The organism is Roseimicrobium gellanilyticum, assembly GCF_003315205.1.
In the GTDB taxonomy this organism is placed as follows: Bacteria; Verrucomicrobiota; Verrucomicrobiia; order Verrucomicrobiales; family Verrucomicrobiaceae; genus Roseimicrobium; species Roseimicrobium gellanilyticum.
Map to the genome: position 1 here is coordinate 17,182 of NZ_QNRR01000015.1, position 23,531 is coordinate 40,712.

A 23,531-nucleotide genomic window follows, 5' to 3' on the forward strand; every position below is an offset into this window, starting at 1 on the left:
TGACAGTCCTGTCCCACGCGGAGGCGAAACAAGCGTTCATGCATGGGACACTTCCATCCTGCGGGTATCCACACGCCACGCGCCGCCATTTCACGGAAGTGCTGCGATTCCTTTATGAAAACAATCCCCCCAAACTTCCATGAAGTCTCTGTCCTCTCTCTTTTCGGGCGCTTTGCACAGGCGCCATCCGTCGAGATATGATCACCGCTATGATCGCATGGGCTATCTGATTGCCGGCGGAGCGGGCATCTTGCAGGCCTTCCGTGCACGTGGATATCACAAGCTGGTGTCACTGGCGCTGGCGGGGTCGATGCTCTACAAGGGCCTCAGTGGTCGCGGGCATGCGAAGAGTCATGGGCACGGGCACGGCCATGTGCACGGACTCATCCCGGTGCGGACGCATGGGCATGGGCTCGGAGGCCTGCTCTCCCGCCGGAAATAGCGTGTGGCGTGCGGTGGGTGCAGGCAGCGTCGCTGGTTGTGATAGCAGCTTCGACTGTGAAAAGAAGCGCCTGGAAGTACACAAGTGTGAGTACATCTCTGCCCCACGGATGTTTCAGTCGCGGAGCGACGACCGTGTCTTGGATCGATTCAAGTTGAACTATAGCCGTTTTTACGCCGGAGGCGTTGCACATTGTCCAGCCCTGCATCGCTCATGAGCGTGAGGCTAAGAAACCGTGAAGGATTGCAGCAGGGAGATGGCGCAATGGACATCCGCTCATCGTACCAGTTCGCTTTGCGTCATGGAGTGCGGTGGCAAGAGCCTCCCTTGAGGCCGCGACACCGCCTTGAACGGAGGGATTCAGTCCAGACATGCCGGGGCATTTTGGCGGAGTCCAGCATACGAGCCTCCGTGGCGAGCGAGAGCACCTTGGAACTTGGACCGTGATTCCGATCCATGATGCTCATTCTCTCCGCTCAAGGCGGTGTCGCGCTAACGCTTGCCACACGCACTCCACGACGCAAAGCGCTCCTTTCACGTGCCAGATGAAAGCGCACCAAGGTCATTGCTGGATACGCCCGCAGTTCTCCATCCCTTATCCTGACGCACATGCGCGATGCGCGGGCTGGGCAGTGTACAACGCCTTCGATGTATTCCTGAGTTCGGCTACAGTATTAGCTGAAATGCTCTGACCCGGCCTTTCAAGGCCGGGTAGGCTGCCCAGGAAGCGACGTTGCAAAGCGACGCCCGAACCGGTGAATCCCGGGTGAAGTCATTCGGCTCGAGTCTCGCTCCGCGACTCAGTTTCCGCATGGTCATAGCTTTGGTTAAGAAGCTCCAGCCAAGAGCAACGTCTTCCAAATTCGGCTGAAGCAGAAGCTACTTTGTGAACTCCGTGCCCTGTCATCAGGCATGCGCTCCCGATGGTCTCACGAGAGTCATATTCCATAGGAGTTTGGCAGGGGAGCAAAGGTGGACCGTCAGGGTGAGCGGGCAGCCATGCCGGACGTGGGTGGACGAAGGGCCTCCGGCCTATCCTGATCCCTTGAGGGAGGGCAGGCGCGGGAAAGCGAAAAGGAAGAAAGAAAGAGAAGAGGAGCACAGACGGGAGCATGGCCGTTGCGCATCATGACACAGCCTTCTGCATCATGAGATATCCACTTCTACCCGCGGGCAGGAGAAGAGCTCCCCGTGTCAGGGCTGAAGCTTCGCGGGAACAGCGGACTCCGGTGGACGGGCATTCTGGAAGGGGCCGAGGAGGTGGTCGAAGTTCCTCCCCAGACGGCGGCGCTCCTCCTCCATGGCGAACCAGCGATTCTGCGCCTCGAGCGTGATGTGCACGCTGCCACTGTCCCGGCCGAAGGCGCCCCAGGCGAGCGCAGTGCGCCCGTAGCGGCTGAGGTAGAGAAATTTCAGATTCACATCATAGTGATGCCCGGCATCGAGCAGCCACTCGGCGGTGGAGCTGCGGTGCGTGAAGCGGGCGGTGGTATCGATATCACACCAGGGCTCATCGGGCGCACGAGCGCCGGCTGACGAGGCGGAGAAGTCATCCCGCGCATGCACCCATGCGCCGACGGTGAGACCGAGGCTGGCGGCATTCACCGGGCGGGGCGGAGATGGGAAGGCGGGAGTGTGCCATCTGCCGGGATATCTCCCATGACGATGGCTGGGCGGTGCGATGTCTGTGGGCATCCACACACCCTCCGGCAGTTGGATGAGAGCGGCGAGCTGCGCGCGGTCCTGTGCGTCATCCATGGAGGACCCAAAGCGGATGGCCCACATCTGGAGCGTGGTGATGACGCTGAACTTGATGGGCGTCTCGTAATCCTTCACGAGCATATCCACACCGTACTGCTGCCAGGGCACGGCATACTGGCGCACAGGAACGGGCCAGCGACGGGTGGGAGGCTCCACCCGCAGAAGATGCTTCAACCGGTCGATGAGCAAGAAGCCCTTCGCCGGTGTGCTCCCATGTGTGGGTGCGTGCGCCATGAAGAGCGCGGTGAGATCCATGTCACGATATGAGCCCGGGACCGTTGCGTGCCTGCCCGAGGGAGCACTGACACGGAAGACGCCGGGCGCGAGACGCGGGATCTGTGGTGTGTGCGTTTCCGCGGCTCCCTGCGATGCGGGCTCCTGCGCGGTGAGTGGGGCGAAGGCGCAGCCAATGAAAAAGAGGACGCGGAGGATGACGATGCTCTTCATGCGGAGTCGAAGGGCTCACGACTGTGATGGAATTACACGACACCGGGTCATGTTGCGCAATGGTATTTTGTGCCCAGAGGGAGGGAGGATGAAAAAACAATGATGATGCCGCGCGCGGGCGATTCACCCCATCATGCGGTGAGGTGGTGACGGTGAACTTCATTCTCCCCTGCCCTGCCCTGCCCTGCCCTGCGCTGAGCTGAGCTGGGCTGCGATGCTCTGGTTTGCCGTCTTTCCTCGCGAGAGTGACGGGGTTTCTGTCTTGACGATTTGGCAGTGTTCTGGAGCAATGGGCGCATGGAAACGCAGAACTTTACCCGTGGCGCAGCGTTCATGCTCGCGATGGGCATCGCCGTCACCCTCTGCTGGCTCACTGCCCCGTGCCTGCCTGGACAGAGCGCGCCCGCCAAGACATCGAAGGACGCAGCCAAGCCAGGGAAAGCGCGCACGCTGGAGGAGGATGCGCTGCACCTCTGCGAGAGGGACTACTCTGCCGACGTGGTCTGGCGCTACCCGGGAGAGATGAAGGTGCGGCTGAAGGATGGCTCGGTGGTGATGCGGAGACCGACCCTGAAGTGCATGCGGGCCCCAAACTCCAAGTCCGAGGATCCCGCGAAGCCAGCGTCGTGGCCCGTGACCACGTTCTCGATTCACCTCCAGCTGCGGGAGCCTGTGAAGGAGATGTACCAGAAGGGGGCAAACGGAGGTCTGCTGACGACGGCCAATGAGTACCGCATGGATGGCTGGGTGCGCTTTGGCAAGTTGGAGGAATCCAAGGGGCGGCGCACACTCACCTTCCTGCGCGAGGAAATTTTGCTCGACCCCAATGGCCAGCCCATCATCGCCATGGGCGGCGTGCCCATCTGCATCGGGACACTGCCCGGCACCGGGAGCCCCCTGGAGTACAAGCTGGAGGAAGACACGCTGACGCTCACCACCACGGCGGCGGATCTGGCGAAGTTCTTCATCGTGGATTCCTTTCCAGATCTACCAGACGGAAAGGTGGAGCTGAAGCTGGATTTGATATTCGCGGATATGGGGTGGTGATGGGGGGTATCTGTCGCCGCCCGGAGACAATCGTTCGCAACGCTCAGCCGACCGGCCCTTCATATCGCCTCCTACCATGACTGGCAGGCAAAAGAAAAACGGCACAGCGGTGATGGCCGCTGTGCCGTTTGAGTGGTCGAACCACGAAGGCCGGTCACGCTAGAATGCGAGAGGGCGACCTTTAAAATCGTGGTCGTGGCCAGGATGGAAGCAGGCTGGGCCACCGAGGGTGTGGTTGGTCCAACGTTTTTGGGATCCCGTCCGGCCAGCCGCGATGGCGATGTTCGCCACACGCGTGGGACCGGCGAGGTTCCTGCTCGCGTCTGCCAGCGCCGCCTCAATAGCGGCCGTGAGAGCCTCCGCGAGCGCTGCTCCCTGCTCGGGAGCCTGGCTCGTAAGGATGATTGAGATCGTGTACATGGGGTATTGCTGTTTCAGGGTTCAGATTGCCCACCTGTTCGCTCCGGGTCTTGACGCGATGCGATTGATGAACACCCCTTTCGCCACCCCAGGACGACAGCATTGCAAATATATTGATCAAATATTTTCCGCAAACGCTCCCAGTAGACAAATAAGCGGTTATTATGGCTTGAATTCGACTATTTCTCGCGAACTCGCACCATTTCCCGAAAAAATAAGGCGCACCACTTTCGATATCTATGGAATTCCGAAACAGGAAACACGAGATTTGCGCCAGGAAATGCCGAGATTTCACAGTGCATGGCGAGACTGCGTGTCCTGCCAAGGCGCCTGACAGCTCGCAGGGATCATAAGCAAGGTATTACTCCTTTGCACGAGGCTGCTTGATATGTACCCCCGTGTGAGAGTCTTTCTCGCCAGATGCATCAAATCTCACGCCCACCTTCCTCAATTGCGTTCTTAACGTGCCCCAACTGGCCTCCCCCAGCGAGACGGCGTAAGCAATTCCATAACGTGGTGCCTCATCAATACGATCAGGGGACTCGCGACCGCAATACCCCGATTCGGCGGCTCCCAAACCAGCAGCTGCTTGAAGCAGTGCTCCGATCTGCAATGCACTGCCGGGAACGGCCTTGATGGCGTTACGAAGGTCCAAATGCTTCCAGCCCTTGCTGAGATTGGGCAGAATTGCCTCGATGTCAGCTCGAAGTTGCAGTTCTTCGGGCCGGAGTTCTTTGTCCGGTTGCTGGGAGTGAGGCTGTACAAACGTTTGATGTTCGACGGGAGATGGCCGCATGGGAGACGGTGCAGTGAGGAATCGGCTTACGCTCTCTTCCGTCACCCTGCCATCTTCAAACCCACGCAATCCGCGTAGACGCCCCTTACCTACGTGGTGTGTGGTCATTGTGATGATGCGCCTGAGTTCCCGGCGATGATTGAAGTACACCGATTCAGCCCGTTCCAACGCACGTTTCTTGAGAGCGGCAACGGCCCCCTCATCCCAAACCAAACCGTTGCCGCCATTTCCTCCAACCTCCGAAGTTGCGGAGAGTTCTTCGCGCATCTCTTGGTCCGCATTGTAGGTCATGGCATGAATCGTGGCCTCGACGTTATGCTGGTTCACTGGTTCTACCCGGATGGTATGCCAGCGGAGGCGCTGCAAAAGATCATAGCGAACAGAATACGGTCGCGGTCGCTCGCCCGCTCGCTCTTTCAAGTTTTCAACGCCGGCCATTTTCGCCACCTCCTTGTCACTGGTGGCCGCTACGACGCGCACTCGAACGCCGGTGATGCGTCCTGGATACCCCAAGGGCTCGATTTCCTGAGTGCCACTCTCCAAGAAACGGAGCAAGAGACTCTGCGCCAGCGGCGGTAGATCAGCAAGCTCGTCCAGAAAAAGAGTGCCCAAGACCCCTGCTTCCTTGGTGAAGCACAAATCGAAACGGTTCGATGACTTGGGGTTCTCGATAAGACGCCCCGTGAAATGCATCAAAAGCTTCTGCTTAAACTGTTCCGCGACATCTGTCCCGTCCATCAGATTCTGCAGATGCGTCTCCACGTCGACCAGCAACTGAGGCAACGAGTGGTAGGATTGAGGATCCGATAGCATTCCATAAACTTGCTTGGGGTGGAGCAAATCCTGGATAGTTTCCATCACCCTTTTCACCTTCACAGAAGCCATCGCGGGATCCATTTTCGCGGTAAAATCGCTGATTTCACGGGCAGCGTCCCTTGCGTTCAACAGGGCCTTTTCGAGAGATAGCTTGCGCCGCTTATCAGGCTTGTCATAGCCAAGGACCTTACAGCCACAGGCCTGCAATATGATGCCTGGCAGATGAGACAGCGCGCCAGCCGATGAACCGCGAACCGCACCGTAGAGATATGCGCGAGCGTCGGCCTCTGTGATGCACCCGCAGTTCAATACGGCATGCCCAAGCTGATGTTCATCAGCACCATCGCCATCCACTTCGGCATCCCCGTCGTTGGCATCATACTTCCCGTCTACAACGCTCTCCACTGCCGCTTCAGCCTCCTGCTCCAGCCCCGCGTATCCCCGTCGCGAACTGCTCATGGCATGCTTCTCGCGCTCCCACGCACGCCGGATGGCGCGTGCGACATATTCCTTGCCCGTGCCGCTCTCACCGAGGATGAGCACGGGGTGGTCCGTGACCGCAGCGAACTCGATCTGGCCACGGTTCGTCAGCATTTCGTATCCACTGGCAAAGTCCTCGTGGAGACTGTGAATCAGCCGTGCAATACGAATCCCTGCACCACCGGTTTTGCCATGCTTGACCGTCCATGGTATGTGTGCTGGCAGCAGATTTACCTCTTTGAAAAGGTGATTTTCATCCTGGCAAAAAGGCTCCAGCAGCTCGCGAATCGGTGCTGGCGTCCCTTTCTTTCCGACGTTGGTGTAGTCCTGCTGCGTGAGGACGATGACGGCACGAGCTGATGTCAGATGCTCGAGGTAGCGATGGTAGAACATCACTCCTTGGATTTTTTTGTCAGCCAGCAGGGACTTGATGTCGACCTTTTCAGGCGTCTCCCTTATCCATCCCAGATGGGAAGTGATCGCTGAGTGCAATTGGTTTTCCTTCTCTGACCTCAGAGACCCAATGCCCTTCATGTCGAGCACAATGACGTGAAACTGGCCCAACCACTGCTCAGGATACTCACATGCCCTGTGCGCCAGACATTCCGGCTTCGCACATCTCTTGTTCTTTCCAGGCTTATCCTCGTTCGCTTTTTCCTCGATCGGGCATTGCTTGCAGCATCGCCCCACCACCCTCCGCCCAGCCGGAGTTAGCAGGAAGAGTTTTCGGAGTGCGGCATCGTGAGCGAGCATGATCTCCACGCCCTCAACAGGCAAGAGTTCATCGACAAACTGACAGTGCTGTGCTGCGAGGCTCCCGGCGCCAGATATCCACTTCTCTGATTCTTTCACCTGGTTGTAAATGTCGTCATCGACGATGAGGATGCGAAATGGGACCTTGCTGCTCATGGTGGAAGGGGAAGGTAGTGAACGGTAAGGGTGAGAGACAACGGCTCGTGTTGATTGGTAAACTCCTCATGAACACGGAGCGTGATCGGCAGGGTACCAATGTGCAGGGGTTCATCCTTGGGGTGCCGCCCCGGCGAGGTGGTTCCACATTCATAGACCACTGCCGTGCGAGTATCCGCCAGACGCTGTAACATCCACAGGACCGTGTTCAGCCCCTTGAACTGCACTTCGGGCGCCTCATCGGCAATGTGCCGGACCTTGTCACGAATTCTCTCCCATTGCTCCTCCCACACGGTGCTCCTGACGGTGAGCGTGGCATAGTCTGACCCGCCTTCCTGCACCACCTTCAGACCAATATCATTCCCGGGCTCGCTCCACTTCCGCAGGTTCTCCATGAGCTCTTCGATCAGTGTGACCCAGCGAGCATCTGCCAGGCGATTTTCCAAGGGGTCCAATGCCAGTTGGTACTGAGGGCAACTCAGCCAGGTCGTAGCGCGAAGGCTTTCCGTGAGTGAGCGCTCGTCGTATCCTGCCTGTCTCCATCTGGTCTCGCCGCCATTATCTTGGTACACGTAGGATGGCTCTGCCACCATCTGTCCTGCTCCCTGCGCAGCAATCTTTTGGATGTAAAGGTCCTCGGCACACTTGGGATGGTGAGCGCTGAGCCGGTCCGAGCGATTCTTCAACGAGTGGGCAATCGCATTCAGAGCGTGGAAGGTATTCTTCCGCCGCTCCTGTGCCTGGTGCAGATGCAGTACCGTGCCGAACAGGCTGTCCAGCTTTCGCGCCATCTTCAGAGCGGTCTCGATGACATCGCGACTGATCGTGTGATGGCGTTTGATCAACAGGTTCAAGCCGCATCCTCCCAGCATGATCCGGTGCTTGCCCTCCATGGTGAACGCGGGCGCCATGACCATGAGGACCTGGGCTGTCTCCAGCAAGGGCCAGACGCGGGCACGGTAGTCGGGAGACTTCACCCCTGAAACGGCTATGCGACGCAGGTCGCGGGTGATCGCCCTGTCACCAAAATGGATGACCTTGGCCGACGGAACGATGATGTCGTCTCTCCATGTCACGGTGGATGCGGCTTCCTCCAGAATCGGCACCTTCCACCCATCAAAGGCGAAGCTCTCGCGATCGAGGGGCGTCGTGGGGTGCCACTCTGCGTTCAGCCAGACGTAAGCGAGCGAAGAGGCATCCGCACACGCGAAGTTCCCGGGCGGACGGTCGGCGGAGAGCACAATGGCGGAGCGACCCACATTATCATCACATCGAAAAACGTGCTGTAGCATGGAAGCGCTGTTTGCGATGTTATAGGCGACCATCCAGGCAAACCTGCCCACGAGCTGGCTGTGCTGTGAACCGTTTCGTACAATCATTCTCACGTTGGTCTGCAACCGGGAATCCTGGCTGCGGAGCCCTGTAAAGAAAAAGGACAGGACGCTGTCGGGCATGGCCTCGCGCAGTCCACGCTCCAGCCAGTCTTCAATCATGGCATTGATCCGCTTCGCATCGAGCTGCGAGAAATCCCCCGACAATTCCGGCGGGCAACGCAGTGGCCACAGGGGCCTGGCTTCTTTCACTTTCCTCGAACTCATGACAGGTCAGCTTTACTGTCTGGATGCCAGCGGAGCGTGGCGCGCTCGATCCAGTCCAACAGCAGGTTCATGGCAATGCCGAGCGAACTGGCCACAATGATCAAAGCGTAGGTTTCCGGCGTGCGGTAGGCGGCCTGAAATTCATAGATGCGACGGCCAAGCCCCATGTGGCTGACTCCAATGAACATCTCCACGGCGATGACCAGTGCGAGGCAGTAACCGAGGGCGATGCGAATGCCCCCGAGGATGTGCGGCAGCGCCTCCCAGAACAATACCTCAGAGGTGATAGCCCAACCCCTGAGCCCCAAGAGGCGCGCGTGATAGAGGCGCGACTCATTCGCCAGCAGTGTGCCATTCACGGTGGCGACAAGCACGACCATCAAGCTGTTGAACGAAGCAAGGGCAACGATGCTGCTTTCTCCAACACCAATGGCCACGAGAAAAAGCGGGAACAGCGCTGCCGCAGGCACGGAGCGGAGGGCGTGTACGATGCCCTCCACCGCGCGATAGACACGCCCGTGCAAGCCCAGCCACAATCCCACAGGCACGCCTATGACAATGGCAATCGACAACGCGGCCAGCGCACGCCCCAGGGTGTGCAGCAGGTCTGGCAGCAGCTGCTCACCGGCAAGTGACCCGAACGCAGCAAGTACGGCAGCGGGCCTTGGAAGAATGATGGCATCCACCTTTCCGCAGCTCGTGATCCACCACCAGAGCAGGAGCAGCACCAGCACTGGAACTGCGGAGAAGAGGAGCGTTGGGAAACGGGAGCGCATGCCGGTGATATTCTCAGTCAGTGGTGCGAAGCATGTGCATGAGCCTTGCCTGGGCCGCTTCAAAGGCGGGAGTTTCCACCTGTCTCAAGTCCTGGAAGCCACCTTCCAGTTCGCCGATCACACGGACCGGTTTGCTACCGATGACAAGTATGACGTCGGCAAGAGCGAGCGCCTCCAGGGGATTGTGAGTCACATGGATGAGAGTCATGCCACGCTGCCGCACCTCCTGGATCAAGAGTGTGATGACCCTGGCCTTGGTCGCTTCGTCCAAAGCCGACAGGCTTTCATCGAGTATCATGCACTTCGGCTCCCACAGCAGGCAGCGGAGCAGCGCCAGGCGCTGGCGCTGCCCTCCTGAAAGGGCCTTGGGGAAGGCGTCGCGCTTGGCGGTCATATCAAAGGCCGACAAAAGCTGCTCGATGCGCTGCGTGGCACGAGCCGTCTGCCACCCAAGCTTCTGCAGCGTCCAGGCCAGATTCTGACCGACGGTGCGGTAGGGGAACACGGAATTCCAGGCGTCCTGATCTACATAGACGCAATCATGCGCGGCAGTGTAGGCTGTGTTTCGCGTCACCTTCCCCGCGTCGGGCTGCACACGCCCGCTGGCCATCCGTGCGAGTGTGGTCTTTCCTGAACCGCTGCCGCCCATGAGCACAGTGGTCTGCGCCTGCGGCAATGCGAGAGAGAAGTCACTGAACAAGCCGCCGTCATCCACACTGGCGTAACTCAGGCAAACCTGGCAAAGGGATATGGCGGGGACTTTTGACATGACCACTCACGGAGCAAGCAGAGGCGGGGCCTCGATTTTCTTTTGCATTTCACCTATTGTAAAGAGCAAATTCACAAAGGCCTGAACTGTATCCGATTTGGTTTCCGTGGAGGTGACGTCAGGCACCAAATTCACCTTCTGCGCCACCTGCTCCGAAATTTTTGTGTGCAATTGCAGCATCTTGCGGCACTCGGATGGGTTGGCACGAATCATGGCGATGGATTCATCCAGGGCTCCGACGAACCGGGCAAATGCCTCGGGGTGCTCCGTGGCAAACTTGCGAGAGACCACCGAGCAGGAAATCGGGCTGGGAGAAAGGAGGTCAGCAAAAATCGAACCGAAGATCTGCTGCGCCCCCTGATCCAGGGCCGTACTCAAGGTGGGCTCATAAGCCAGCAGGGCATCCACCGCTCCGGACTCCAGCGCGGAAAGGTGGCTGGGAGGAGGCAAGGGAACGAGCTGCACTGTATTGGCATCGATTCCATGTTTCTTGAAAGTAGCTTTGAGAAGACTCGCTGCGGTGGTACCCGGAAACACCCCGACCTTTTTGCCGGCGAGGTCCGTGAGTCCTTTGATCGGCGAACCCTTTTTCACCACCATGCCATCGTAGGGCGTGTCTTTCGTCATCATGCTGTGGAGGAATACACGGGCCTTCCCAGGAGACTGGGCCTCCAGATTCAGCACAGGCACCATGCTCACACCCGTGACGGCATCCACCTGGCCCGCCACCAGCGCGTTGATCATGTCATTGGCGCTGGAGAAGGAGGTATAAACCACCTTCACCCCGGCCTTCTCAAACAAACCTCGATCCTGAGCCACGTAAGAGGGCAGGTTCAACACCACGGGAGCATAAGCCACACGTACGACAAGATCCCCTGCCGAGGCAGCAGCAGCATCGCGGGTGCGCCACCACCAGGCAGCGATGGCAACCATGGCGACAAGAACGAGACTGACAAGGATGTGTGCAGTGCTGGCACCCTGCTTCCTGGATCTGTGGCAGACAGTATTCTGGCTATTCATATTCGTAGGGATATTCGTATTCAGTGTGACAGGGACAGCCTGGCGGCCCGCTTTTCGATGGCGTGGAGAAGGCGCCTGATGGTGGTGCGCATGAGAAAAGCCGTGATCCACCCTGCGCATGGCAGCCTGAGGAGACCCTTCAGCTCGTACTCGCAGGCGATGCTGACCCGCGTGCCTGCGGCATCCGGGAGATATTCAAACCGATAGTCCGCTGAGTGCGGAAGGCTGGCCGGTCCCCACGTGACAGGTCGGGTGAACATGGCCCAATGGAATCCTGGCTCGTAGGCAGTGATAAAACCCTCGAAGTGCTGGGGAAAGCCGAGAGCCGTGTGAATTTCAGTGACCCGTGCCCCTTCCTTCATCCTTCCCTCAATTCGGAAGCGTTTCAGCATCGGCACATGCACTGACAGCGGCCTCGGGTCATTTCCCGCTCTCCAAGCAATGTCCCGGGTGTATGGGATGATCAGGGACTCACTGACACGATGGGTGCGGCTCATGAAGGGTAGGATTGGCTTGCAGCCCCGTACCCCTTTCGACAAATGTCAAGTCGCCCACCATGGAATCACCTCAAAGCGTCGTGTAATCCCCTGTTTCTCAGGGATATTTTGCGAATATTAATCCGGCACGTTGGCTGCCAGTGCTCCGGATGCCTCTGCTGGTCCGCCCGCTTTCCACCATCGACCGCGAGCATTTCGCGGGAAATCGCGAGAAAGCATTCTCAGGCCATCTCCGAAAGACCTCTTGGTCTATCACAGCCTACTTGCGAGCCTGCCGCCACACGATGGGCAAATGCATCGCGCCGAAGTGCCATCATCACTCTGAACAGATCATCAAGGATGATGGTGGAATTGGGGTTTCTGTTCTTGACGATTTTCCGACGATGTGGAGCAATTGCGCTGCGCGGGCGGAGCACCTGCCTGCGCACCTGCCCACTGACCCTGACTCGATACCACCATGGAACAGAACGCGCATGTCTTCGATGCCAATGTCGATACTGATACCATCGACAAGACCATCTGGAACAGAGGTTCGTGGAGGTGTGGTGGAGCGAGTGTGGGGGCGCGGATGTGGATGCTGATGCTGACGTGGTCGCTGGTGGCAGGCATGGGCATCCCCCATGCGGAGGCACAGCCGGTGAGTCAGCCACTGCCTGCAGCCATGAAGGAGCGCATGTCGCGCACCGGTCCGCAGGGCGCCATCGTCATGTCCCATTCCCGTTCGCTGGATGAGGATGAGGCGTTGCTGCGCGGGACTTCGCCGGATGCACCTGCGGCGTGGTTCTCCACCTCACCGGTGAAGGTGCGCCTGCAGGATGGCACGGAGGTGTCGCGCCTGCTGGTGCTGCGCTGCCATACCATGCGTGCGAACCCCGGCGTCAGGAGCCGCACTCCCGCGCTGGTGGCCCAGTACAAGAATGAGGAGAGAGAATTCACCGCGCAACTGCATGCTGCACCACCGGACATGCTGACACGACCGCTCACCCAGGAAGCGCTGGGCAAGGAGGCGCAACCGCTCTCCACGACGGCAGAGCAGGTGGGCAAGGTGAAGCTGCAGCAGAGGCTGGGCAAACGCACGCTCTCATTCATCAAGGTGAAGCCCGCGACGGAAGGTGCGGCAGACCGCCAGCAATCCGTGGACACCCCCACGGGCGGCATCGCGCTGAGCTACGGGCTCCGCGAAGGGAAGCTCGTGCTCAGGGGCTCTGCCCCGGACCTGGCGAAGCTCTGGAACGCAGCGGCCTTTCCCGAGCTGGGTGAGGATTCCGGCATCAAGACGGCGATCTCATTTGAGAAAAAGGCAATCATGTCGGCAAAGTGAAGGATGGAAGGTGGTGGGATGCGGTATGAGTGGGTGTGATGGGAAATGGGGTTCACATGAGGAGAGGCGCGGCGAGGATCACTTGCACAGCACCTCCCCTCTCCCGGAGACTTTGAGGCGGGTCGGGGGGAAGTGTTCACCAGCGGCGTCGAATCATGGGAGCGGCACGCGGGGATGCAGGCAGCAGCCGGAACACCTGTCCCCGACGCAGGAACGGTACAGGGAGCCGCTCCTGAATGCGGTGTTGCTGGTATTTCCTTCCACTCGTCGATACCCCAAACTTTTGCTTGTCAACACCCCCGCGCGTCACTATGGCTTGGCCCGACACTCAAGTGGATTCTCATGCACAGCGGACGGTCGGACAATCTAGTACAGGACATACAGCGGCCGGGCACTCCACAATCGTCAGGTGGGGTGATTTCGAGTTCGGGTCCGGGCGCATGAATCTCGCAACACTCTACCGCGATTGAGGCACCCATCCAGTCACCTCGCGAATCACCATGCCACCTCCGCCGCTCGAAAAAGCGATGATTCTCATCGCGGTTTCCAAATACACGCCACCCTACGCCCCCCTTCCCGGGGCCTTGACCAGCGCGGCCCGTCTTGCGGCTTGGGCGCAGGCCCCTTCGGCAACCAGGAGTTACAAGGTCCTGGAGATTCATGACAGGAAGGAGCCCGTGACGATTGCCAGACTTCAAACTGAGATCACCAAGTTCCTGGAAAACCATGTCATCGACCGGCTGGTGGTCTATTTCGTGGGGCATGGCATTGTGAGGTCCGCGGCGGATCAATTCTGGCTCCTTTCGGACCCCGAAAATGAAGGTGTGGACGTCAATGCCTTCATGAGACGTCTCCGCACCTACGGAATCGGCCAGCAAAATGAACACCTCACTCAAGGGCAGCTATGCGTGATCGCGGACGCATGCCGGTCCACGGGCAAAGATGCCGTGGACTTTGTGGGTCACCCTATCCTCAACAAACGGTACAAGGAAGAAAAGTTGCAGGTGGATTTGTTCCAGAGCACCTCGCTCGCCGCGCAGGCCTTCCACGTCAATGCAAGTGGCGACGGAGGGGAACCCTTTTGTCTCTTTTCCGCCGTTCTCAGTGAGGCGTTGGAAGGCAAGGTGCCAGCGGTGATTGAGTCCGACCATCACCGCTATTGCCCGGCCATCGTGAACACCCGGCTCGCGGATTATCTGGAGGATGAAGTCCCCAGACGGGCCGCGAAGCTGAACGTGGAGATGGAACCGGACATCGACACGCGCATCCGCCCGGATCAAAACTACTACGATGTGCTCGACAAGGACGCGGTGCCAGTCGCAGAAAGTTTCGAGGTTGGGCTCGAATCAACCCGTTCGGGCGACGATTCCTGGGTAGCCCCAGAGCGTGTCGACGCAGAGGAACAAAGAAGGGTGAGGGATGCGAAGTCTGAAGAATTTGAAGCAGGACTTGGCAGAGCGGAGGAACTGGCCCAATTGGGTCACGCCATCGGTGGAGGCTTCCCCAGCGCGAAGGCTGCATGTGAAACGTCGACATCCAGTTCTCTGGCGATGCCACGCGATGAGTACCACTTGAGCTGGGTCAAGCCTCGTGAGCTCTGCCTTATCGAGACGCGTCCGGACCAGCGCAATCTGGGGACGCCTTTCTTCATAAGGCAAAAGGACGGATGGCTGCTGGTCCCGATGCTGGATTTCACGACGAGCGTCGTGCTCGACCGGTTCCCTGGCGATGTCTTCCTCATGAGGCTCTACAGAAGGGACATGCCTGGAAACGATGGAGAGAATGGCTTTCTGAACCCGATGAGTCCGTGGGACACGTCCCTGAGCACGCACGCAGCATCGACCACGATTCCACCTCTCAAAGTCGCTGATACCTGGCGCTTTGCTGATGCCATCCGTGTCGGCAGTGAGCAGGCGCCCAACAATGCCAACATCGCGGGTTATCTCTACGATCTGGCTGGTGACCAGCATAACATCCAGCGTACAGCGCACTATATGGCGGAAGACAGTGCGCTACCCATTGACCTGGCCATCCTCGCTGCGGAGCGTCTCTGGTGGAAGCAGAATGCCAGTGGAGGCTGGTCCGTGTTTGCCAACCTTCCCGAGGTACCGGCTGATGAAGAGGACGAACCAGCCCTGGACCGCCCCCTCTATACGCGGGACAGCTTCGCTGCCAGACAGGATGTTCCCGTTCAGGGGCTCGTTCCGATTTATCGCCAGGGCTGGGCCATGCTGGCGGAGGACGAGCGCGTGGAAACACCAGAGTTCCTGAAAAGCATTGCCAACAAACCGCTGAACCGTGCTGCCGTGCTCCTCCCAGACGACGCCATGGAGGTGCTGGCAAAGAACTTCAACTACGAGATCCACAATCTCTGAGCAGGCTGAAACGACTCTGCATTTTTCACGACATCATCCTTTCAAGCCAATAACATACCATGAGACTCATCTACATTCACGGCATCAACAACGAGGGAAAAAACGCAAAAGTCATTGAAGAAGCTTGGTCCGGCGCTTTGAAGGCGGCCTGGGGCGCGGGTGCAGTCGACTGGAGCAAGATCGAGGTGCGCACCGCCTACTACGGTGATACCCTGGCGACGGCCACGGATTCATGGGATGGCAACTCCGATGCCGTATCACCAATGGGGCCCGCCTCGCCTGACGAGGATATTGCTCCAGACGAACTCTTCGCCTTGTACAAGGATGTGCAGAAGAGATTCGAAATTTCCGATGACAAGGTGCTCGAGGAGATCGCGCTCACGGAGGGCGTGAATCGCGACGTGGTAGTCACGACCATGGCAAAGGGGCCGCACAAGAAGTGGTTGAAGGCCATCGTGCGTGTGATCGAAAAGAACTTCCCGGGCGCAGGACAAAAATTGGCGAACAAGTTCCTGAAGCAGGCAGGCGCCTATCTCGCCAAGCCGGGTTTGTTCGACGAGATCAATACCATGGTCAAAGGACAGGTCTTTGATCCCTTCAAAGACCTTTCACGCACAGTGGTGGTCACGCACTCCCTGGGGACGATTGTGGGCTATGTGCTTCTGAGGAAGATGCGACTGGAGGAGAAGCTGCCCCTGTTTGTCACCCTCGGTTCACCGCTCGGAATCGGCACGGTGCAGAAGCGCATCCAGGGCCCGTTCCTGAAACCTACGGTGGCGACACACTGGCTCAATGGCAGTGACCCGGAAGACTTCGTGGCCCTCCGCTCGGAACTCACGGCAGCCACGTTCGGCTCGGCAGAGATCGAGAATGTATCCAAGCTGGACAATGGATACGAGAATGCCCACAGCATCACCCAGTATCTCAGCCACCAGGAAATCGCCGGGCCGATTTTGAAGGCACTCAAGTAGCCGCCTGTACCCGTCGGGCTGCCCCATCGTCTACGATGGGGCAGATTCCCACCATCCCGAAGGGATGATAGCCTGTAGCCGGCATGAAAGCCACCCGCTTTGTCTCAGGTCACGGCTATCATCCAACTTAAAGCGTCTCAGCCCGCGCCTGGGCTATCCATCTTGAAAGAAGAGGAGCATGAGAAGACAGGGCGACGCAGGAAGGGTAGAGGTCAGTGACCATCATGGTGTATCCATTGCCATCGCTTGGCATCACAGCTCTGAAGGTGGTTGCGTTTGATGTGAGGTGCAGACCATCCATGGGCAGGAATGCCCCCACTCCTTGATGGGGTGCCGTGTCAGGGCGGACTGGTTTGTCGGGAGACATGCGACGCTTTTCCGGAACGAGGCGTCCACGATCCTTTGAAAGGCTCGACGCTTCACCTTGGAATGAAATGGCTCCTCGCTAGCCCTTCATCGTTCGCCTCGAGATCATTCGGCTGAAGCCGGAACGACTTTGGGGGAGGCCCGGTTTCCATCTGAAGAAAATTTTAACGCGTGCAGAATGCCCGTGTTGTAGGTTTTTGCGTCCCCTTAATGGGTCGCGTGCCTCTCCCATTCTTTGGGTGCGCGGCTCTTGGGACGCATCACTTCTCCACACCCCCAAAACCCCTCTTCATGCCTGGCCGGATTTCCCTGTGCAGTTGGTCTTTGCGTCTTTGTGTCGCCTTGTTGTTTTTCGTGGGAGCAGGAGGTGCGCTGCAGGCAGGGCCGGAGACGGTCGCGGGTGAGAAATCAGCGAAGGCGGTGACGATTCATGACCAGTGGAGTCTGCCGGGCATCATGGGTGGTGGGGTGAAGACGACGGATGAATACACGGAGGGGAATGTGTTTCTCGTGGTGCCGGTCATCAGCACCGTAGGGCGGGATGGATTGCTCAGTGGGGATGTGCTTTTCATCGAGCCGTACAGCTCGTGGGGTGAGCAGGGCGAGGTGGCAGCGAGCCTCGGCCTGGGATGGCGGCACTACTTCACCGCGCAGAGTGTGAGCGCGGTGACGAAGCATGATGGGCATCAGGCGGGCTTCCTTGAAGAAGGCGTGTATGTGGGGGCGAACTTCTTCGTGGATATGCTGGACACGCAATTCGGCAACCAGTTCTGGCAGCTTGGTGTGGGTGCGGAGGTGGGTACGAGATATCTGGAGATAAGGGGGAACTACTACATCCCGCTCAGTGACCGGCAGCTTGCCTTCGAGCAGCGCTCGCGGCAGACCTTCACCAGCAGCAGCACGAGCCTGAGCCAGCAGGTGACGGGGGAGCCTTTCGCCACGGGGAATACCATCCAGCAGGAGCTGAACACCACCACCTTCGCGACCACCACGACGAGCACGACGACGATTGAGCAGCTCTTCCGTCTCTATGAGGAAGGCATGGAGGGCTGGGATGTGCAGGCATCACTCCTGGTGCCAGGGCTGGACCGGTGGATGGATGTGTTCCTTATCGGTGGTTATTATTCTTTCGATAACCAACCCTTTGGTCCGCAGACGGGTGGCACAGGAAATGTGGAAGGCTGGAAGGCCGGACTGGAAGTGCGCCCGGTGCCTGCGGTGGTGCTGAATGCGACGTGGTATGAAGACGAGCGCTATGTGGGCAGTGACTGGCTGTATGGCCTGCGCCTTGAGATTCCCTTTGAGATGGGTGACCTGGGCGATGGCAGGGGCTTCTGGGATCGCGTGGGTGATGCCTTCACACCACGGCGTCGTCACCTCGCGGAGCGCCTCGTGGAGCCGGTGCGGAGGCAGAATGAAGCCATCAAGGTCGGCAATGAGACGGAGCAGAAGGTGGAAGTGGATACGCAGGTGCAGCGCGTGACGAAGGTGGTGGCGCAGAGCTCACAGCAAGTCGTGCTGCAGGAGGACATTGTCTTCGTGAACAATGGCACAGCCACCACGAATGGCATCGGCGCAGGCAGTGCGAGCGGCACGGGCACGGCGGAGCAGCCGTTTGATACCATCGTGGCCGGAGGCACCCTCGCGGGGAACAAATCTGTAGCGACCAACCGCGTGTGGAATGTGTATACGCAGGGTGGTGTGGAGTACGCCGTTGACAATGTCTACCTCCCCTCCATCTCCGGCCAGCAGGTGAAGTTCATCGGCAGCGGCACCCCCATCGCAGGGCTGGGGGGCAGGACCTTTGGCACGGGACCCAGACCCAGCGTGACGGCCGCGAACGGCTTCTTTGCCGGCAACGGAAAGTACATCGGCGTCTACGGATATGATTTCAACTCCACCCACGTCGGCATCTACGGATATGAGCAAAGCGAAATCGTGGGCAACCATTTCGAGGGGGACGCCATGGTCAAGATCGAAGCCGGCGGAACCTTGGGTGGGGAGAAGACACTCGTGAAGGACAACCTGTTCGCGAATGAATGGGGTGTGCAAATCTACACCAACTTTGGCAGCATCGAGGCGGACATCGTCAACAACGCGTTTGAAAGAACCTTTTTCGGCGTGAACCTGGGAGTCTCGCACGGCGGCCAGATCAAAGCCAACATCACAGGGAATACCATCAACTACACCGGTGCTGGCATCAACGTGGACAACTATGGATTCAGCTCCAGCTTCGGCAGGGTGGAAGCCACGGTGACGGGTAATACGATCCGCAGCGTCACGGATGAAAACTATGCGCGGGTGCTGAGATTCCGCAATGGTGGAGAGATGGACCTGACCTTCCAGGGGAACATCCTGACCGAACGCTGGGGCTATCTCATCGAGGGCCGCAGTGACAACGGACAATCCAGTTCCCTCAAGTTCCTGGGCAATCAGATCACCAACGGCACCCTTGTGGTGGATACTCACCCCACCGATGGCACCACCATGGACTTCACCGCCATCGGCAACGTCTTCACGAACTCCAACCTCCAGCTGACGGATGTGACCGGAGTGACGGTGACGGACAATGTCTTCTACAATCCGGAAAGGCCGACGACCGCCATCCAGATGGAGATCAACGGTGCCCACGCGCTTGATGCGGTGATCCAGCGCAACCAGATCTACAACCCGAAGGGTCGCGGGTTAACCCTCATCGCCACGACCAATGCCAGTGTGGTAGTCACGATCTCGGACAATGCCTTTACCGGTGCTACGGATAGTGGCGGTGTGCTCATCCACTCCAATGGCTCTGCGGAGGTGACAGCGCATGTGGAGAATAACACGATGACCGGCCTGGAATATGGCGTGAGCATGCGCTCGTGGAATGATGCCCTGGGCATCACCGCCTACGTCCGGGGCAATGAAATCTCCCACACCACTGGGGAAGCGGTGAGCCTCGCCACCGATTCCCAGGGATACATCTGGGCGGAGGTGGCGAACAACCACATCCTTCATGCAGGTGGCGATGGCGTGCAACTGTTTGCCACCGACACCTCCCACCTGATTGCCCATGTATCGGCGAACGCCATCACGGACGCGCAACGCCGCGGCATCTATGTGGAGGCACGCTATCTGGCGGACGTGCTGGTGAATCCCGCAGCCAATGTGATCACCAACAGCCGCGGGGCCGGCATCGAGTGGCAGTCGCTGGGCGAGGCCGTAGGCGGCATCATCCACTCGAATCTGTTCGAGGCCAACACCATCACCGGCGCCGGCAATGGTGGCATCGTGCTGGTGACCGGGAATGAAGGAGCACTGACGGTGAAGGGCTTCAACTCGAACACCATCACCAACACGGTTGCAGGATCTCATGTGTCGATTGACCGCCAGGACGCAGGCGCTTTCTCGGTGGAGGGCACGCTGAATAACACCGCCACGCCCACTCCCAATCCCACCGCGGGTGACACGCTGTTCTTCGGCGGCACTCCGACCGTGGATTTCTTCCTGAATGGCGCGCACATCACGCTGCCGGTGGTGGTGCCGTGAGAAATGAATATATGATTTTTGATGGATGATTTTGGATTGGAATGGCTGCTCGCAGGTGTCTTCAGTTCCTCTCGATATCATTCGGCTGAAGCCGAAGCTACTTTGGAGGAGCCGCAGTTCTCCATCTGAAGATCATTTTAGCTATTGCAGAATGCACGCGGCGTAAGTTTGGGCGTTCCCTTATTGGGTCGCACTCCTCTCCCGCGCTTTTGGGTGATGCGGCTTCGGGGACGTTTCACTTCACCTCACCACCACTCCCCTCTCCATGCCCGGCCGGATTTCCCTGTGCAGTTGGTCTTTGCGGCTTCGTGCTGCGCTATCGCTCTCGATGGTTCTTCTAGGAGGTGCGCTACAGGCGGGACCCGAGACGGTCGCGGGTGAGAAATCAGCGAAGGCGGTGACGATTCATGACCAGTGGAGCCTGCCAGGCATTCTAGGCGGCGGGGTGAAGACGACGGATGAATACACGGAGGGGAATGTGTTTCTCGTGCTGCCGGTCATCAGCACGGTGGGTCGGGATGGATTGCTCAGTGGCGATGTGCTTTTCATCGAGCCGTACAGCTCGTGGGGTGAGCAGGGTGAGGTGGCAGCGAGCCTCGGCCTGGGATGGCGGCACCACTTCACCACGCAGAGTGTGAGCGCAGTGACGAAGCATGATGGGCATCAGGCGGGCTTCCTTGAAGAAGGCGTGTTTGTGGGCGCGAACTTCTTTGTCGACATGCTGGACACGCAATTCGACAACCAGTTCTGGCAGCTCGGGGTAGGTGCGGAGGTGGGTACGAGATATCTGGAGATAAGGGGGGAACTACTACATCCCGCTCAGTGATAAGCAGCTCGCACTGGAGCAGCGCTCGCGGCAGACTTTTACGAGCAGCAGCACGAGCCTCAGCCAACAGGTGACGGGTGTGGCCAGCGACCCCTATGCGGCGGGGAATACGATTTCACAGGATGTGAATGTCACCAGCTTCGCCACGACGACGACAAGCACGACAACGATTGAGCAGCTCTTCCGTCTCTATGAAGAAGGCATGGAGGGCTGGGATGTGCAGGCCTCGCTGCTGGTGCCGGGACTGGACCGGTGGATGGATGTGTTCCTTATCGGTGGGTACTACAGTTTCGATAACCAGCCCTTTGGTCCGCAGACAGGTGGCACGGGGAATGTGGAAGGGTGGAAGGCCGGTGTGGAAGTAAGACCGGTGCCTGCGGTGGTTCTGAATGCGACGTGGTACGAAGACGAGCGCTATGTGGGCAGTGACTGGCTGTATGGCCTGCGTCTGGAGATTCCCTTTGAAATGGGTGACCTGGGCGATGGCAAAGGTTTCTGGGACCGTGTGGGAGAATCCTTCACGCCACGACGTCGTCACCTCGCGGAGCGCCTTGTGGAGCCGGTGCGGAGGCAGAATGAAGCGATCAAGATTGGCAATGAGACGGAGGATCAGGTGGATGTGAACACGTCCGTGAAGCGCGTGACGAAGGTCTCCATCACACCGCGGCGTATCGTGATGCAGGATGATGTGGTCTTCGTGAACAATGGCGGGGCCGTGGGCAATGGCATCGAGGCAGGCAGTGCGAGCGGAACCGGCACTGCCGAGCAGCCGGTGGATACGCTGCAGGCCGGGGCGGACCTGGCAGTGGCGAACTCGATTGCGACAAACCGCCTGTGGCATGTGTACACGCAGGGCGGGGTGGACTATACTACAGGCGCAATCATTCCTGCAGGTGGCTCAGTGAAGTTCATCGGCAGTGGCACGCCCTTCGTGGGCATGAATGGAAAAGTCTTTGGCACCGGAGCCAGCCCCACTCTTGCGGGTGCTTACATCAACAGCCTCGTTGGAGGCAACTACGTTGGGGTCTTCGGATACAACATCCAGAATGCGGCAATCAATTTGTGGAACTTTCAGACGGTCGAGATCATTGGGAATACCCTTCCCGGGTCCTTTCTGCAGTTCATCGATCCCACTTTCCTGACCGTAGAGAACAATACGATTTCCTATAATCCCATTTGCATCGCCGGCATCGTGGTGTCTGTCCACTCCGGGAATACGCAGGCCACGATCGAGAACAACACCATCGTGGGATATGCTGTCGACAATGGACAATTTACCGACAAGGGCATCGCCTTTTACGTGAGCGATACCGCCTCACTCACGGCGTCCGTCACGCACAATACCATCACAGGATTTAGAACTGGCATCTGGAGTCAGACCCATCTGGCCACCGCCAGCATGAATGCGACCATCACTGGCAATACGGTCAGTGGCGCCCTGAAGCATGGCATCAATATCTACAACGTCTTCGGCACCACGACAGCTTCCATTACGGACAACATCATCAACAACAGTCCAACCGGCATTCTCCTTGAGGACTACGAACAAGTAGGCCACCTGAACATCACGGCGCTGGGAGGCAATGAAATTCGAGACTCGACGTCTGCGGGCATTCACGTGGATGCAATGCCCGTCGTCGGCGACGCCAGCATCACGGTGAATGGCTTTGATGGGAACCTCATCTCAGGCACACCGGCAGGAGCACACGTACGCCTGGAGAAGAGTGGCACATCCATCCTCAGCGTGCTGGGCACGCTGAATAATACGGCCACGCCTACGCCGAATCCGGATGCCACTGGAGTCACGCTGGATGTGGAAGGCACACCGACACTCAACTTCCTGCTGAACGGAGTGCTCATCAATACGGCGGTGGATGTGCCGTGAGGAGGGGCGGGGTATTTGTGATTTTTGATGGATGATTTTTGATTTAGGAGTTTCGGATTGAGCGTGCTGTGGAATCGAAGTGGCGGGAGGTGGTGATGCCCGTGCGAGGCTCCGCACGGGAGCTCCCGGCCAAAGCGGTGCTTCGCACACGCACTCCAAAGCGCTTCGCGCAAGGTGGTGTGCGAATGGGTGGGGTCTCTGTCGGAGGTGAAGCCATCTCACGAGACGATTCGTGGAAGGCTGTGTGTATCCTTAGTGTGGCGTAAGTTTATTTAGAGCACTTTCATCAAAAAAGTAGCCATTTGGAAGATGAGTCGCGGAGTGAGGCCCGAACCGGTGAATCTTGGGTGAGGCCATGGGTTCGGGTGTCGCTCCGCGACACTGGATGACCTCCCACCCACCCGGCCTTGAAAGGCCGGGCTAAGATACGATCGTCGCTCCGCGACTGGAACATCCATGAACATCCATGAACATCCATGAA

General features: G+C 58.7%; 16 protein-coding genes. 8 read left to right on the forward strand and 8 right to left on the reverse strand.

What is annotated here, in order from left to right:
- The first annotated feature begins 139 nt into the window (after positions 1-139).
- Positions 140-442: a hypothetical protein gene (locus DES53_RS28060; protein WP_113961666.1), complete on the forward strand. Its 303-nt coding sequence runs from the start codon at positions 140-142 to the stop codon at positions 440-442.
- A gap of 1,194 nt (positions 443-1,636) precedes the next feature.
- Here DES53_RS28060 and DES53_RS28065 read toward each other — a convergent pair.
- Entirely contained in the window at positions 1,637-2,650 is a 1,014-nt protein-coding gene (locus DES53_RS28065) for a hypothetical protein (protein WP_113961667.1), read from the reverse strand.
- A gap of 297 nt (positions 2,651-2,947) precedes the next feature.
- On the opposite strand from DES53_RS28065, the gene DES53_RS28070 reads away from it, so the two are divergent.
- Entirely contained in the window at positions 2,948-3,697 is a 750-nt protein-coding gene (locus DES53_RS28070; RefSeq protein WP_147263669.1) for a hypothetical protein, read from the forward strand.
- Between the two features lie 159 nt (positions 3,698-3,856).
- Here the strand turns inward: DES53_RS28070 and DES53_RS28075 are convergent, their stop codons facing one another.
- The 7 genes from DES53_RS28075 to DES53_RS33280 form a co-directional block, all read right to left on the reverse strand.
- Positions 3,857-4,117, reverse strand: a complete 261-nt coding sequence (locus DES53_RS28075; protein ID WP_113961669.1) for a hypothetical protein — start codon at positions 4,115-4,117, stop codon at positions 3,857-3,859.
- A 361-nt stretch (positions 4,118-4,478) separates the two neighbouring features.
- Positions 4,479-7,118, reverse strand: a complete 2,640-nt coding sequence (locus tag DES53_RS33625) for a sigma 54-interacting transcriptional regulator (RefSeq protein ID WP_113961670.1) — start codon at positions 7,116-7,118, stop codon at positions 4,479-4,481.
- Positions 7,115-8,716, reverse strand: coding sequence for a hypothetical protein (locus tag DES53_RS28085; protein WP_113961671.1), 1,602 nt, complete (start codon positions 8,714-8,716; stop codon positions 7,115-7,117). The genes DES53_RS33625 and DES53_RS28085 overlap by 4 nt, the downstream gene beginning before the upstream one ends.
- The gene (locus DES53_RS28090; RefSeq protein ID WP_113961672.1) at positions 8,713-9,492 is read right to left on the reverse strand and encodes an ABC transporter permease; all 780 of its coding nucleotides are present in this window, start codon (positions 9,490-9,492) and stop codon (positions 8,713-8,715) included. Before DES53_RS28090 ends, DES53_RS28085 begins: the two co-directional genes overlap by 4 nt.
- A 13-nt stretch (positions 9,493-9,505) precedes the next feature.
- Positions 9,506-10,261 (reverse strand): ATP-binding cassette domain-containing protein, encoded by a 756-nt coding sequence (locus tag DES53_RS28095; protein WP_113961673.1) that lies wholly within the window; start codon positions 10,259-10,261, stop codon positions 9,506-9,508.
- A 6-nt stretch (positions 10,262-10,267) separates the two neighbouring features.
- Positions 10,268-11,194: an ABC transporter substrate-binding protein gene (locus DES53_RS28100; protein ID WP_170157479.1), complete on the reverse strand. Its 927-nt coding sequence runs from the start codon at positions 11,192-11,194 to the stop codon at positions 10,268-10,270.
- Between the two features lie 107 nt (positions 11,195-11,301).
- On the reverse strand, positions 11,302-11,778 hold the full coding sequence (locus DES53_RS33280) for an SRPBCC family protein (RefSeq protein WP_170157480.1): 477 nt from the start codon (positions 11,776-11,778) through the stop codon (positions 11,302-11,304).
- A gap of 457 nt (positions 11,779-12,235) precedes the next feature.
- Here DES53_RS33280 and DES53_RS28105 point away from each other — a divergent pair, with 457 nt between their 5' ends.
- From DES53_RS28105 to DES53_RS28130, 6 genes are all read left to right on the forward strand, one after another.
- Positions 12,236-13,099, forward strand: coding sequence for a hypothetical protein (locus tag DES53_RS28105; RefSeq protein WP_113961675.1), 864 nt, complete (start codon positions 12,236-12,238; stop codon positions 13,097-13,099).
- Between the two features lie 500 nt (positions 13,100-13,599).
- A complete protein-coding gene (locus tag DES53_RS28110) occupies positions 13,600-15,474 on the forward strand; it encodes a hypothetical protein (RefSeq protein WP_113961676.1) in 1,875 nt (624 codons plus the stop codon).
- A 59-nt stretch (positions 15,475-15,533) separates the two neighbouring features.
- A complete protein-coding gene (locus tag DES53_RS28115) occupies positions 15,534-16,445 on the forward strand; it encodes a hypothetical protein (protein WP_113961677.1) in 912 nt (303 codons plus the stop codon).
- Between the two features lie 657 nt (positions 16,446-17,102).
- Positions 17,103-20,339 carry an inverse autotransporter beta domain-containing protein gene (locus tag DES53_RS28120; protein WP_170157481.1) on the forward strand — a complete coding sequence of 1,079 codons (3,237 nt, stop codon included), beginning with the start codon at positions 17,103-17,105 and terminating at the stop codon, positions 20,337-20,339.
- A 265-nt stretch (positions 20,340-20,604) separates the two neighbouring features.
- The gene (locus tag DES53_RS28125) at positions 20,605-21,165 is read left to right on the forward strand and encodes a hypothetical protein (protein WP_170157482.1); all 561 of its coding nucleotides are present in this window, start codon (positions 20,605-20,607) and stop codon (positions 21,163-21,165) included.
- 79 nt (positions 21,166-21,244) lie between these two features.
- Positions 21,245-23,050 carry a right-handed parallel beta-helix repeat-containing protein gene (locus DES53_RS28130; RefSeq protein ID WP_147263670.1) on the forward strand — a complete coding sequence of 602 codons (1,806 nt, stop codon included), beginning with the start codon at positions 21,245-21,247 and terminating at the stop codon, positions 23,048-23,050.
- Positions 23,051-23,531: the final 481 nt, after the last annotated feature.